The following is a 13,884-nucleotide window of genomic DNA, read 5'->3' as shown; positions in this document are numbered from 1 at the left end:
CGGGTGATCAGCGAACCGAACGCGGCGATCGTCGGCGCCTTCGATCTGCTGGAGAACGGGTGGGTCAGCGGCGGCTGACCGCCACCGCGGTCAGCTTCACCTGCTCCAGCGTGTCGCCCGGGCCGCCGTCGCTGGTCACGGCGAGGGCCAGGGTGTTGTGGCCGTGCGGGTCGAGCACGCCGGCGGGTAGGGCGAACGTGTGCTGCGGCCCGACGTCGGCGATGTACTGGCCGAGGTTCCAGCCGTTCAGGAAGATCAGCACCCGGTAGTGGCCGCCGGAGCGGGGCACCGCGGGATCGCCGATGGTCAGCCCGATCGACGCGTCGAGATCGGCCGGGATCCGCAGGTCGAACGAGGTGCGGTACCACGAGGTGCCGGCGGTGGCCGAGGTGTCCGGGACGGTCCGGGTGACCCACGAGCGGTCCCGGAAGCCGGGCAGCGACCAGCCGGTGCGCTCGCCGTAGAGTCCGCCGTTGTTGAGCGGCCCGCGCACCGGATCCATCGCCGCGCCACCCTGGATGCGCCAGGTGAGACCGGTCAGCGAGCTCCCGATCAGACCCCGGCCCTCTTTGTGCGCGTCGTTGACGCCACCGTCCTCATTGTGCGAGTTGTTCCGCACCATCACCGACAGCACGTGGTCACCGTCGCCCCGCAGCGCTTCCGGGACGGTGAAGGTCGCGGTGCCGCGCGTCGACGGCGACGCCACCCCGGTGGCCAGCACGTTCTGCCCGAGGTAGACCCCGTCCAGCCAGGCCTGCAGAAGACCGGCGCCACCACCGCCGTAATTCAGCGCGATACCGGCCGGCAGGCTCCCGGTGCCGTGCCCTCGATACCAGACGTCGCCGTGGTGGAAGCCGTAGTCGTCGGCGGTCAGCACCGGCTGCCCGGCCGGCGGCTTGGTGGTGCTGTTGGTGCTGGTCAGGTCGGCGACGCGCCAGCCGCTGTCGTCGAATCCGGCGGCCGCCTCCGGCGACTCCGCCGAGTATTTCCAGGTGGTCAGGTCGGGCAGGGCGACCTGCCGCGGCCCCGCCAGCTTGCGTACGCCGAGCAGGCTGCCCGCCGAGGTGGGCCGCACCGCGACCGGCCGCCCGTTCCAGGTGACCGCCCGGGACAGCGGCGGACCCCACACCTCGAGGTCGGCCACGGCCGTGGTGTCCCCGGTCAGGGCGAGAACGCCGTGCTGCGACCGGGCCGAACGGACCAGCTGCGGCCCGCGCACGAGCGTCGAGTCGACCCGCCAGAAGGTGGCCGCCGTCGCCTCGTCCGCGATCAGCAGGGTCAGCGGCGCCCGGTGCGGCTCGGTCACTCGTACCCTGATAAGCCCGGAATGCTGGTAGGTCAGACGCAGGTCGCCGGACGCCGGGTCGTAAGCGGCGTCCGCCGCGCCGTGCAGGACCTTGACCGTGGGCGCCGACGGGTAGCGCAGAACGGTCTCGCCGCTCTCCCCCGGCCGGCCGTGCAGCAGCGCCACCCCGCGCAGGTGCGTCTCGATCTCCGAGGTCGAGTAGACGAGGTGGTTGCCCTCCATCTCGTAGTTGGCGACCAGCGTCTTCGCGTCCTGCCCGGCCAGCCGCAGCGGCACGGTGTGGTCGCCGATCGGGAACGTGAAGCTGTCGTCGGTGGTGGCGTTGGACGGGTTGTGCACGGCGAAGTAGAAGTTCGTGCCGGTGTCCGGGTTGACGGTGTGCTCGATCCGCACCGCCGCCGACGAGGTGGGTACGTCGTCGCCCTTCTCCACCTTGGTCAGCGGCTTCACCGTCTGCACGAAGTAGCCGAGCGTACGCAAGGCCTCGTTCTTGGCTTTGAGCTCGCGGAACTCGCCGATGGCCGCGCCGTAGTCGTAGGAGCTGTAGACCACCGGCGCCGGCAGCCAGCCCCACGAGGTGCCGCCGACAGTCATGTAGAAGTTCTGCACGGTGATCCGGTTGGCGATGTTGGTGCCGTAGAAGACCCGCTCGTAGCCGTTGCCCTCGCGGACCCCGGTGCACGGATAGGTGCCGACGCTGCCCCAGTAGTCGAACCAGCCGCCGCCGAACTCGGCGACGAAGCCGGGGGTGTTCGGCGAGGCGGTGGCGCCGCCCTTCGCGCCGCCGGCGCCCTGGATGCCCCAGTCGGGGGCGGCGCTGGGTGAGCCGACCGTGCCGTCGGTGCGGCAGGTGCCGCCGGGGTAGCCGTCGAACGCGTACATGTCGAGCGGCCCGGGAACGGTGCCGGGAACGGTCGAGGACGCCGGCACCCAGTAGCCGTTGCGGCCCTTGTCGTTGTGGAAGATCGGCACCTCGATGCCGTCGAGCCGGGCCTTGTCGTAGAGGTGCTGCAGGTAGTTGCGCTGCGCCGTGCCGGTGGCGGCCAACTCGTTCTCGACCTGGTAGAGGATCACCGAACCGGTGCCGTTCGTGATCTGGTGCTTCGCGATGATCGCGTCGATGGCGCTCTGCCACTCGTCGGTCGCGGCCAGATAGTCGGGGGCGTCGGTGCGGGCCCGGCCGGCCTGGGTGGTCAGCCAGGCCGGGAAGCCGCCGCCGTCCACCTCGGCGTTGATGTAGGGGCCGGGCCGCGCGATCACGTACAGACCGACCTGCTCGGCGATGGTGAGCAGGCGGTCCATGTCGCGGACGCCGGTGAAGTCGTAGACCCCGGGGGCGGGCGAGTGGTAGGCCCAGTTGAAGTAGAAGGACACCGTGTTGAAGCCGGTGGCCTTCATCTTCTCCAGGGTGTCGCGCCACAGCGCGACGCTCGGGATCCGGAAGGGATGCATCTCGCCGGACCAGACGAAGGTGCGCTCACCCCCGATGATCATCGAGTACTGGTCGAAGCTGACGGTCTTGGCGGTGCTGGCGTTGTGCGGCGGGGAGACCGGCTGGGAGGTAGCCGACGCCTGGGTCGGCGCGGACGTGGCGAGGAGCGTGCCGACCAGCACGGCCAGGGCCGTGGCGAGGGCGCGGCGACCGCTCGATCCATCGAAGCGCATCGACACATGCTAAGCGGAAATGGTGGCGATTCCGCCCGATCCGCCGCCGCGACCGCCATGATCGAGAACGAGTGGCGCCACCCGCGGTGCGGACATTGACATCAGTGAATCTCGATGCGAGGGTACGGGCACCCAGACCGACCGGCGTCAGCGTGTCGCCGACCCGTCACGCGCCCGACGCCCCACCCCTGGAACAGCAGAAGGGACCCTTCATGCGCCTACGACGGGCACTCGCACTCGGCGCCGCGGCCATCGCGGCCGCCACCGGCCTCATCACCGCACCCGCCTCGGCGGCCCAGGCCGCTCCGGCCCAGGCCCTGCTGGCCGGCACCCTCGCCAACACCATCAAGCTGAGCAACTGCTCGGCCTCGCTGGTGCGCTTCCCCACCTCGGTCGCCAGCGACCGGGCCATGATGCTCACCAACGGCCACTGCTACGAGGGCGGCATGCCGGGCGCCGGCGTGGTGATCCAGAACCGCACCAGCACCCGCAGCGGCTCGCTGCTCAACTCGGCCGGCACCGCGCTCGGCACGGTCCGCGCCGACCGCGTCATCTACGCCACGATGACCGGCACCGACGTGACGCTCTACCGGCTCAGTTCCACCTTCGCGACGCTGACCAGCCGCTACGGCGCCACCGCGTACACCATCGCGGGCAGCCGGCCGGCCGCCGGGAGCTCCATCGCGATCCCCTCCAGCTACTGGAAGCAGATCTGGGACTGCACGATCGACAGCTTCGTCAGCCAGCTGCGCGAGGACGTGTGGACCTGGAAGGACTCGATCCGCTACGACGCGAACTGCGACACGATCCACGGCACCTCGGGCTCGCCGATCGTGGATGCGACCAGTGGGCAGATCGTCGGCATCAACAACACCGGCAACGACGACGGCGAGATGTGCACCCTGAACAACCCGTGCGAGGTGGACGCGAACGGCACCACGCACGCCTATCAGGGGCAGAGCTACGGCGAGCAGACGTACTGGTTCACGACCTGCGTCAACGCGAGCCGCACCATTGATCTGACCGTGTCGGGCTGCCTGCTGACCAAACCGGCAAGCTGACTCGTACGAACGGTGGAATAACCCCAGGTCCGGCGGCATATTGCCGCCGGACCACATTATTGCAAATCGAAATAGTCCCTCGATCAATTCACCTATTCGGGTGTGCGTTTCTTTCCGGACAAATGCCACAAATTGCCTAAGATCATCACATCGGCAATACCCCGGATACGAAAAGGTGGATTCGATGAATAAAGCAGCCCGCATGCTCGTGATGTCGGGAATGGCCGCCGTCGCCGCCCTGGCCTTCAGTGCCGGCCCGGCCGCTGCCGCTTCGGCCACGCCGGCCAACCCGGCCCCCAAGGCCGACAAGGCCACCACCCAGGCCGCCGACCGGTTCGGCCCGTTCCGGTCCTGGACCGTCGGCATCTACCGCAGCCCGATCCAGTGCAACCGGATCGGCCAGTTCGGCGAGCGCCGCGGCCAGTGGGACGACTACACCTGCGTCCGCGTGCCGTTCGGCCCGCGTCGCGGCTGGTTCGCCCTGCAGGCCCGCAACTACGGCCCCGGCTTCCCGGGTCACGGCCCCGGCTTCCCGGGCGGCCCCGGCGGCTGGGGTCCCGGCGGCTGGGGCCCCGGCTTCCCGGGCGGCCCGGGTCACCCCGGTCCGTTCCACCCGGGCCCGTTCCACCCGGGCCCGTTCCACCCGGCCAAGAAGTAATGCGCTGACCTGCTAATACGGCCGAGGGCCGCACCCGGGAACGGGTGCGGCCCTCGCCGCATTTCACCATCGATTGGAGGTCCAGGAAATTCCCCGGAAATCTCCGTGACATTGACAGCCCTCATTGACAACCGCAGACTGGGAGCGCTCCCAATCCCCTCTTGATATTCACCCACCTTGGAGAGCCATGCAGTCCGCGATTCCCCGTCGCGCGGCCCTGGGCGCTGCCCTGCTCGCCGCCACCGCCCTGGTCGCCCCACCCGCCCAGAGCGCCTTCGCCGCCGAAACTCCGGTCAAAGTCTCCGTCAACGCCCGCGCCGGCCTGGCCACCGTCCCGGCCACCGCGCTCGGCGTCAACGACGCCATCTGGGACACCACCCTCGGCACCAACGCGGTCGCCGACCTGCTCGGCGACGCCGGCGTCAAGATGATCCGCTACCCCGGCGGCTCCTACGCCGACATCTACCACTGGGAGACGCACACCGCGCCCGGCGGGTACGTCGCCCCCAACACCGACTTCGACACGTTCATGGCGTCGGCCCGCCGCACCGGCGCCGAGCCGATGATCATCGCCAACTACGGCACCGGCTCGGCCGAAGAGGCCGCGGGCTGGGTCCGGTACGCCAACGTCACCAAGGGCTACCAGGCCAAATACTGGACGATCGGGAACGAGAACTACGGCAACGGCCGCTACGGATCCGCGTGGGAGGCCGACGATCACACCGATCTCAGCCCGACCCAGTACGCGAACGAGGTGGTCGCCTACGCCGACGCGATGAAGGCGGTCGACCCGACGATCAAGGTCGGCGCGGTACTCACCACCCCGGCGAACTGGCCGGACGGGATCGTCGCCGGCGGCGACAGCGCCACCTGGAACCAGACCGTGCTGTCGATCGCCGGTCCGCACATCGACTTCGCCGACGTGCACTGGTACCCCGGCGGCGGGACCGCGGCCGAGGCGATCGGCAAGACCCAGTACCTCGACGACACCGTCTACGCGCTGCGGCAGCAGATCAACACGTTCGGCGGCGCGAACGCCGGCAAGATCGGGATCAGCCTGACCGAGCTCAACGTCGGGGTCGGGCAGAACACCCAGCCGGGGGCGATCTTCCTGGCCGACGCGTACGCGAGCCTGATCGCCAACGGCGTCTTCACGGTGCAGTGGTGGAACGTCCACAACGGCATCGGCACGCCAAGCATGGTGGAGGGCCGGCAGGACTACAACGACTTCGGGCTGCTCTCCAGCGGCACCTGCACGGCCGACAACGCGGTCTGCGAACCGGCGCTGAACACGCCGTTCGCGCCGTATCACGCGCTGAAGCTCCTGTCGTCGTTCCTGCACCCGGGCGACCAGATGATCCGGGCCGGCACCGATAACGCCCTGGTCACCGCGCACGCGGCCCGGCGGCCGAACGGCGACCTGTCGGTCCTGCTGATCAACAAGGACCCCTCCTCGGCCCACGACGTCGCGCTCAACTACGCCGGATACACCTCGTCGGCCGCGGCGCCGACCGTGCTCACCTACGGCAACGGCGACCCGGCGGCGCACGCGGGCAGCGCGAGCACGCTCCCGGCGTACTCGCTGACGCTGGTGACCCTGCACCCGTCGGCGGCGGCGACCGGACCGCAGGCGCCGTCCGCGCTGACCGCGACGGCGGTCACCGACCGCACCGCCACGATCGGCTGGACCGGCGCGGCCAAGGCCACCAAGTACGAGATCTACCGGGCCAACGGCGCGGTCAGCGAGCAGCTCGGCGAAACCACCGGGACCTCGTTCACCGTGCGCAACCTGCAGCCCGGCAATCGCTACACGGTGAACGTGCTGGCCCGGGACGCGGCCGGCAACCAGTCGTGGTCGTCGGCGCCGCTGACCTTCACCACCGGCGCGCCCGCGACCAGCACCTGCAAGGTGAAGTACGCCGACACCAACGACTGGGGCAACGGCTTCGTCGGTCAGATCGACATCACCAACACCGGAGCGGCCCCGATCACCGGCTGGACGCTCAACTACACCTGGCCCACCACGTGGCAGAGCGTCAGTAGCGGCTGGAGCGCCACCTGGACGTCGAGCGGCACCGACGTGCGGGTCACCAGCGACGGCACCCTCGCGGCCGGCGGCGGGTCGACCTCGGTCGGCTTCGTCGGTTCCTACAGCGGCCCGAACATCGCGCCGATCGCGTTCACCCTGAACGGCACGGTCTGCTCGATCGCCTGATCATCGGCGGTAACCCGGGCTCCGTGCCCGGGTTACCGCCACCGGTTACCGTCCGCCCGATGCGGCTCCTCGAGTACGTCCTGGTCTTCTTCGGGCTCGTCGGTCTCTACATCGCCGTCCACGTTCCGGGCGGGCCGATCCCGATCCTGCTGCTGGCGGCCGTCGCCGTCGTCGTCTACCTGCGGCGGACCGGCGGCTTCGCACCGTTCCGGCGGTCCGCGCTGCGCCCGGCCCTGCCCGGAATGCTCTTGCGGTGGGCCGCGGTCTCGGTGCTCGCCGTGGTCGCGGTCGCCGTGGTCGACCGCGACCATCTCTTCGATCTGCCGCGCCGCGAGCCGCTGCTCTGGCTCGCGGTCATCGTGTTCTACCCGCTCGTCTCGGTGTATCCGCAGGAGCTGCTCTTCCGGGCCTTCCTGCTGCGCCGCTACGCGCCGGTGTTCGGCACCGGCCTGGGCGCCGCCGCGGCGAGCGCGGCGGCGTTCGGCTTCGCCCACCTTCTCTTCGGCAACGTGCTCGCGGTGCTCGCCACGATCGCGGGTGGCTGGCTGTTCGCCCGCCGCTACCAGCGCACCCGCTCACTGCTCGTGGTGTCGGTCGAGCACGCGCTCTACGGGATCACGATCTTCACCGTGGGACTGGGTCAGTACTTCTATCACGGCGCCGGGTCGCTCTGAGCCGTGGTGAGTCGGCCGGGACCGGGCCGCGGATCTGCCGGGCCACCGCGGACCACCAGCCCAGGTCGAAGCGGCCGCCGTCGGCCTCGAACGCGCCGCGCAGGTCGGGCCAGGCCAGGCCCGGGTGTTTGTGGTGGATGCCGTGCAGGTTGAAGGCCAGCACGAACGACTCGAGCGGCCGGGGCAGGCGCAGGTTCATCGCCTCCAGGGGCTCGTCCAGGGCGGTGGCGTAGTGGTAGGCGTTGTCCGCCACCGACACCAGGAGCGCCCGGCCGGCCAGGACCGCCAAGAGCATCCACCCCTTCCGGCCGTACGCCGTGAAAGCACCCGCGTAGAGCAGGACGATCAGGATCGCGTCCAGGCGGAACTGAGCCAGTTTTCGGCCGGTGATCGCGTCGAAGAGCAGCGCGGTCACCGTGTCCGGGGTGTCCAGCAGGTGGCGCAGCCGGTGCCAGAGCCGGCGCGGGGCCAGCGCCAGGATCACCGAGGCCACCTCGGCCAGGTAGAGGCCGCCGAACAACCGTAGGTAGTACCCGGGTGCGGTGGATGCCCACGTCGACCGCGATGGCTCGTACACCTCGGTGCGCTCCCTCGGCGTACGGGAAAAGCGGTGGTGAAGTAGGTGTCCGGATTTTAAGAGGATGAACGGTGCGCCGTAGCCGATGCCGAGGGCGCGGCCGAGGCGGTCGTTGAGGGTGCGGTCGCGCAACAGCGAGCCGTGGATCGACTCGTGCAGGATCGACCAGAACGGCGTGCTGGTCAGCACCAGCGGGACCAGCAGCCAGCCGTACGCGTTGCCGTGCGGCAGCAACACCATCGGGATGACGAACAGTTGCAGGCAGAGAGAGCCTAGGGCGCCGGCGACCAGCAGGGTCGAGGTCGTCGTTGCGCCATACGTCCGGGATGGCACGGGCGGAAAGCTAGACCCGGTGTTTGACCAGTACGTGTACGGAATGCGACGCCGGCCGGAGCTTTTCGGCTCCGGCCGGCGTCTCCCCTTACTCCCCGAGTGTCTGCTACATGGTGATACTGCCCTGCGGGCCGGAGTACGTCTTGACCAGCGACGGCACGTCGGCCGCGGCGTCCAGGGTGTACGAGTAGAAGCTGCTCGGCGTGAACGCGGCGCCGCCGGTCACCTGCTTGCCGGTGCAGTTCACGGCGATGCTGCCGGACTGCTTGAGCTGGCCCTTGGTGGTGTCGTCGATGTTCCACGGGTTGTTGACGTGGTCGAAGTAGCTGTTCTCCAGCACCATCTTGGTGCTGCCGCGGGACAGGTTTCCGTACGAGGTGACGTTCACCAGGTAGTTGTTGTAGAGGTGCGCGTACAGCAGGTTGTCGGCGCTGGGATTGCGCTGGTTGGTGTCGTGGATCCAGTTGTGGTGAATCGTCATCCGGGCGACCACGTTGTCGGTCCACCCGATGCCGAATGCCTTGTTGTGGGCGCCCAGCTGGTTCCAGGAAACGGTGACGTAGTTCGTGTCCTTGCGGCTGTCGATGAAGCCGTCGTTGATGTTCTGGAACGTGTTGTGGTCGATCCAGACGTGGTCGGCGGTGTCCATCTGGATGCCGTCGTAGTCGAAGTCCTTGTCGTCCGGGTCGTCACTGGCCACCGCGGTGTCGCCGATGGTCAGGTTCCGGATGATCACGTTGTGCACGCCGGAGGCGAGGAAGATGCCACCGGCTTTGATCCGCCCGGTCGTGCCCACTCCGACAAGAGTCTTGTTGCTGGTGACCGGAATTTCGTAGCCGTAGGTCGGCACGGTGATGGTCCCGCTGATCTTGATGACGTACGCGGCGCTGCTGGTGGCGTACTTCAAGAGGTCGGCATAGGTGGTGACCGTGACCGACGTGCCGCCCGCACCACCGGTGGTGCCGGTGGCGAACCCGTCGGCGGTGTTGGAGAAGGTGCGTCCGCCGGTCGACCCGCCGGAGACCGCGTTGAACGCCCACTGCTTGTTGCTGTTGGCGCTGCAGGTCTCCTGGATGATCGCCGCGCCGCTCGCGGTCGAAGCGCCGGCGTCGCTCAGGCACAGGCCGCTGTTGACGTTGATGATCTGGAACGTGTTGGTGCCGCTCGCGGCCAGCGTGAACAGCTGATTCGTCTGCGAGCCGACGCACGTGTACTGCTGCACCTGAACGCCGGACGTCTTGGACGCGGCCGGGATGTCGATGCACTTGCCGCTGTTGACGTTGGCCAGCTGGTACTGCGAGCTGGTCACCGCGGTCAGCTTGAACTGCTGCCAAGCGGCGCCGTCGGTGCAGCCCCACTGCTGGAGCAGCGCGCTGTTGTCCTTCGAGCCTGCGGTGACGTCGATGCACTTCGCGCTCTTGGTCACCACGAGCTGGTAGGTGCCACCGGCCGCGGGCAGCGTCGCCGCCTCGGACGGCATCATCGAGACCGCGACCAGCACGGCCGGAACGGCGACGGCCGCAACCGCCCCGAAAATCAGCTTCTTCCTCATAGCGGGTTCCATCCGTCCGTGCCGGCAAGGTACTTCTGCGGGGTGTAGCTGGCGGCCGTCGAGTCGGACATCTGCGGCCGGTTGCTGTTGGTGGTCGCGCCCGAGCCGGTGTTCTTGTACTCGTAGAAGCGCGCGTTCTTCCAGGAGTTGCTGGACATGTCGATCCACGGCTGGGCGGTCGCGAGCGCGGAGCTCAGCGACGACTCGCGGTAGAGGACCTGGGCGTCGGCACCCCACGGGCGGCCGAGCTGGGTCTTGCCGCTAGCGGCGCCGGTGATCGTGCACTTGTAGAACAGGAAGCCGTACGCCGTACCCGCATCGGTCTTCGCCGCGGTGATCGGCCCGCCGCTGGTGCGCTTCTCGTAGATCGACGACGCGTTGAAGACCGCGGTGCCGCCGCCGAAGATGAAGTCGACGGTGCCCTCGACGTACGAGTTCGTGTAGTACGAGCGACCGGAATTGACCAGCAGCGTGTCCTGCGCGCCGAGGAACCGGACGTTGTTGAAGACGGACTTGTCCGCGCCGACGTTGGCCGCGACCGCCTGGCTGCCCTCGCCGTAGTCGTTGGACATCGTGAGGTTGGTGGCGGCGAAGTCGTGGCCGCTCACGAAGACGGTGGCGCTGCCCGAGGTGCCGTAGCCGCCGGCCGAGCTGTGGTTGTTGACGATCACCGTCTGGGCCGCCGATGAACCGAGACCCTGCAGCGTCACGTACGGCTTGTTGGCCGGGATGGTGACGATCTCACGGTAGGTGCCGGCCTTGATGGTGATGGTCCGGCGGGTGGTGTTGTTGGCCGGCACCGCGTCGATGGCGGCCTGGACCGTCTTGTACTGCCCGGTGCCGTCCGCAGCGACGGTGGCGCCGGTGGTCGAGCCGCCGGAGACGGCGTTGAACGCCCACTGCTTGTTCGAGTTGGAGGTGCAGGTCTCTTGGATGATCGCGGCCCCGGACGCGGTGGAGGCACCCTGGTCGGAGAGGCAGAGACCGCTGTTCACGTTGATGATCTGGAACGTGTTGGTGCCGTTGGCGGCCAGCGTGAACAGCTGATTGGCCTGCGAGGACACGCAGGTGTACTGCTGCACCTGGACACCCGAGGTCTTCGACGCGGCCGGGATGTCGATGCACTTACCGCTGTTGACGTTGACCAGCTGGTACTGCGAGCTGGTCACCGCGGTCAGCTTGAACTGCTGCCAGGCCGCACCGTCGGTGCAACCCCACTGCTGCAGCAGCGCGCTGTTGTCCTTGGACCCGGCGGCGACATCGATGCACTTCGCGCTCTTGGTGACCACGAGCTGGTAGGTGCCACCCGCGGCCGGAAGGGTCGCCGCCTGGGACGGCAGAGCGGCGTAGACGATGGCGGCCGTGGGGATGCTGATCGCCAGCGCGGCTACCAAGAACCTTCGTTTTGCTCCGGACAACTCTCTCGATCCTCTCGCCCGTTCGGTGACGGTGCGTATGGGAGCGCTCCCAATGCGTCACACTGAGTGATGCCACCCGGGGGAAGGCGGCACCCTGGTAGATGGACAAGCGGCTACCCGACAACAGAAACTGCGAAAACTTCTTGGTTGTCGCTTCCGGGAAAGCTGTGTCACGATGGCGCCCGGCTTCCGTTGTCGCAGTTCATGCCACTCCCGACACTGTCCGAGATCGATAGTTGTCAATGTTCTGAGGGTTGATGGCCGACGACCACGTGAGGAAGGGCGTCAGGTGACCCAGAGTCAGATCGCTCCCGGAGTCTCGCTGCTCGTGCGGGAGGCCCAGTCCGGCCACAACGACGCCCTCGACGAGCTGATCGCGCTCCACCTGCCGCTCGTCTACAACATCATCGGCCGGGCACTGGCCGGTCACCCCGACGTCGACGACCTCGTGCAGGAGACGATGCTGCGGGCCATCCGCGGCCTGCCCGGGCTGCGCGATCCGGAACGCTTCCGCTCCTGGCTGGTGTCCATCGCGTACCGGCAGATCCAGCTCTACCTGCGCTCCCGCAAGGCGACCCGGATGCGGCGGGTGGCCGAGCCGGTCGAGGTGGCCGACCCCCGCGGTGACTTCGCCGACCGCACCGCCGCCGAGCTGGTCGTCGCCGACCAGCGCCGAGAGCTCGCCGAGGCGGCCCGGTGGCTCGACGACGGCGATCGTCGGCTGCTCGGCCTGTGGTGGCAGGAGGCCAGCGGCGAGCTCACCCGCACCGAGCTGGCCGAGGCCCTGGCCGTGCAGCCCAAGCACGCCGCGGTGCGGGTGCAGCGGATGAAGGCCCAGCTCGACGCGGCCCGCGGGGTCGTCCGGGCGCTGCGGGCCAAGCCGCGTTGCCCGGAGCTGTCCGACCAGTTGCGCCGCTGGAACGGCGTCGCCGATCCACTGTGGCGCAAACGCTTCGTGCGGCACATCCGGGAATGCCCGCTGTGCGAGCCGCGCCGGGCCGGCCTCGTCGCGCCCGAGGAGCTGCTGCTCGGCATCGGCGCGCTGCCGGTGCCGATCGGCCTGGTCGCCGGGATCAAGGTCACCGCGGTGCCGGGCAAGATGACCCTGCTCGGGCTGCTGCAGCACAAGACCCTGACGGTGGCGACGGCCACGACCGTCGCCGTCGGCGGCGGACTTGCGTACGCCGTCTATCACGAGGCCCTGCCACCGGGCGGGGACACCGTGGTCGTCGCGCCGACGCTCACCCGGTCGGCCGCGCCCGGCACCGCCCGCCGGGTGCAGACCAACCCGCCGTCGTCGGCGGCCGCGTCCGCCACTCCCCTGCCGACCGGGATCACCGGCGTCGCGCAGGCCGCCATCTTCGTGGCGCCGGGCGGGTCGGACGGCGGCAACGGCACCGCGGCCAAGCCGTTCGCCACCCTCGCGAAGGCGGTGTCGGTGGTGAAGCCGGGGCAGACGATCGCCCTGCGCGGCGGGACGTACCGCCTCACCGCCGAGCTCGCGATCACCACCAGCGGCACCGCGGCCAAGCGGATCGTGCTCAGCAACTACGGCAACGAGAAGCCGGTCATCGACGCGTCCGGGGTGCCGGTCGACCGGTGGGCGATCACCCAGTCGGCGGCGTTCTGGACGGTGCAGGGGCTGGAGGTGACCGGGGCGCGCAGTCACGCGTACGTCTGCCGGGCCTGCCATGACGTGGTGTTCCGGCGGCTGTCGATGCACGACAACGCGGGCGCGGGGCTGATGCTGCGCGACGCCGGGACGACCGGCAACCAGGTGCTGGACAGCGACTTCGCCGGCGGGAGCAGTGGCCTGAGCATTCAGTTCGGGTCGGGCACCGGCAACCTCGTGCGGGGCAACCGGGCGTACGGGAACCGGGCGGCCGGCTTCGACCTCGGCGGATTCACCGACCCGGTGACCGTCGAGTACAACTGGGCCTACCGCAACCAGGTCGGGTTCGCGCTGGCCGGCAGCGACGTGGCCGCCGCGCACAAGCTGCGGCACGACGCGGCGTGGGACAACGCCGGCAACGGGTTCACCGACGACGGCGGGACCGGGGCATTGCAGTTGAGTAATAACACCGCCTGGCGCAACGGCAGCAACGGCTTCGCGCTGCCGAACGCGCCGGCCCTGCTGCGCTCCAACGCGGCCGCCGACAACCCGGTGGCGCTGGCCGCGAACGCCCAGCTCAGCCGCAACAACTTCGCCGAGACGTTCCGGTCGACCGATCCGGCCGGCGCCCAGGGAGCCCGCCGAGCGGACGGCGCGCTGCCGCGTACCGACTTCCTGGCGACCGGCGACGGCGTCGGCGCATCGATGGGTGGCTATTGATTCACAGCTGATTCTTAGGTTGTTTAGAGGAACTTCGACCTAGCCTGACTATCGACGTTCATCGATAGTTCACCCGTTGTTTGAAGCGGGATT

The 13,884-nt window shown here is 69.1% G+C and carries 9 protein-coding genes; 5 read left to right on the top strand and 4 right to left on the bottom strand.

Annotated features, from left to right (window positions below; all coding sequences use genetic code 11):
• Window positions 1-64: 64 nt before the first annotated feature.
• A complete protein-coding gene (locus Adu01nite_RS20115; protein ID WP_239132554.1) occupies window positions 65-2,971 on the bottom strand; it encodes a beta-galactosidase in 2,907 nt (968 codons plus the stop codon).
• A 212-nt stretch (window positions 2,972-3,183) separates the two neighbouring features.
• Here Adu01nite_RS20115 and Adu01nite_RS20110 point away from each other — a divergent pair, with 212 nt between their 5' ends.
• The 4 genes from Adu01nite_RS20110 (at window position 3,184) to Adu01nite_RS20095 (ending at window position 7,579) form a co-directional block, all read left to right on the top strand.
• Entirely contained in the window at window positions 3,184-4,032 is an 849-nt protein-coding gene (locus Adu01nite_RS20110) for a S1 family peptidase (RefSeq protein ID WP_203728440.1), read from the top strand.
• A 184-nt stretch (window positions 4,033-4,216) separates the two neighbouring features.
• A complete protein-coding gene (locus Adu01nite_RS20105) occupies window positions 4,217-4,690 on the top strand; it encodes a hypothetical protein (protein WP_203728439.1) in 474 nt (157 codons plus the stop codon).
• Between the two features lie 187 nt (window positions 4,691-4,877).
• Window positions 4,878-6,905: a cellulose binding domain-containing protein gene (locus tag Adu01nite_RS20100; RefSeq protein WP_203728438.1), complete on the top strand. Its 2,028-nt coding sequence runs from the start codon at window positions 4,878-4,880 to the stop codon at window positions 6,903-6,905.
• Window positions 6,906-6,964: 59 nt separating this feature from the next.
• Window positions 6,965-7,579, top strand: coding sequence for a CPBP family glutamic-type intramembrane protease (locus tag Adu01nite_RS20095; RefSeq protein WP_203728437.1), 615 nt, complete (start codon window positions 6,965-6,967; stop codon window positions 7,577-7,579).
• On the opposite strand, the gene Adu01nite_RS20090 is transcribed toward Adu01nite_RS20095, so the two are convergent.
• The 3 genes from Adu01nite_RS20090 to Adu01nite_RS20080 form a co-directional block, all read right to left on the bottom strand.
• The gene (locus tag Adu01nite_RS20090; RefSeq protein WP_203728436.1) at window positions 7,530-8,489 is read right to left on the bottom strand and encodes a fatty acid desaturase; all 960 of its coding nucleotides are present in this window, start codon (window positions 8,487-8,489) and stop codon (window positions 7,530-7,532) included. The genes Adu01nite_RS20095 and Adu01nite_RS20090 overlap by 50 nt on opposite strands.
• Before the next feature lie 106 nt (window positions 8,490-8,595).
• Entirely contained in the window at window positions 8,596-10,041 is a 1,446-nt protein-coding gene (locus tag Adu01nite_RS20085) for an RICIN domain-containing protein (RefSeq protein WP_239132553.1), read from the bottom strand.
• Window positions 10,038-11,435, bottom strand: a complete 1,398-nt coding sequence (locus Adu01nite_RS20080) for a pectinesterase family protein (RefSeq protein ID WP_239132552.1) — start codon at window positions 11,433-11,435, stop codon at window positions 10,038-10,040. Before Adu01nite_RS20080 ends, Adu01nite_RS20085 begins: the two co-directional genes overlap by 4 nt.
• 313 nt (window positions 11,436-11,748) lie before the next feature.
• On the opposite strand from Adu01nite_RS20080, the gene Adu01nite_RS20075 reads away from it, so the two are divergent.
• Window positions 11,749-13,791 (top strand): sigma-70 family RNA polymerase sigma factor, encoded by a 2,043-nt coding sequence (locus Adu01nite_RS20075; protein ID WP_239132551.1) that lies wholly within the window; start codon window positions 11,749-11,751, stop codon window positions 13,789-13,791.
• Window positions 13,792-13,884 lie beyond the last annotated feature (93 nt).

The sequence above is a fragment of the Paractinoplanes durhamensis genome (assembly GCF_016862175.1).
GTDB classification, from domain to species: domain Bacteria; phylum Actinomycetota; class Actinomycetes; order Mycobacteriales; family Micromonosporaceae; genus Actinoplanes; species Actinoplanes durhamensis.
This window is presented reverse-complemented; position numbering and strand designations above follow the sequence as displayed.

Excerpts from the sequence above, each read along its gene's own strand:
- Adu01nite_RS20105 (WP_203728439.1), top strand. The coding sequence starts at position 4,217 with ATGAATAAAGCAGCCCGCATGCTCGTGATGTCGGGAATGGCCGCCGTC.
- Adu01nite_RS20095 (WP_203728437.1), top strand. The coding sequence starts at position 6,965 with ATGCGGCTCCTCGAGTACGTCCTGGTCTTCTTCGGGCTCGTCGGTCTC.
- Adu01nite_RS20100 (WP_203728438.1), top strand. The coding sequence starts at position 4,878 with ATGCAGTCCGCGATTCCCCGTCGCGCGGCCCTGGGCGCTGCCCTGCTC.
- Adu01nite_RS20115 (WP_239132554.1), bottom strand. The coding sequence starts at position 2,971 with ATGCGCTTCGATGGATCGAGCGGTCGCCGCGCCCTCGCCACGGCCCTG.
- Adu01nite_RS20110 (WP_203728440.1), top strand. The coding sequence starts at position 3,184 with ATGCGCCTACGACGGGCACTCGCACTCGGCGCCGCGGCCATCGCGGCC.
- Adu01nite_RS20085 (WP_239132553.1), bottom strand. The coding sequence starts at position 10,041 with ATGAGGAAGAAGCTGATTTTCGGGGCGGTTGCGGCCGTCGCCGTTCCG.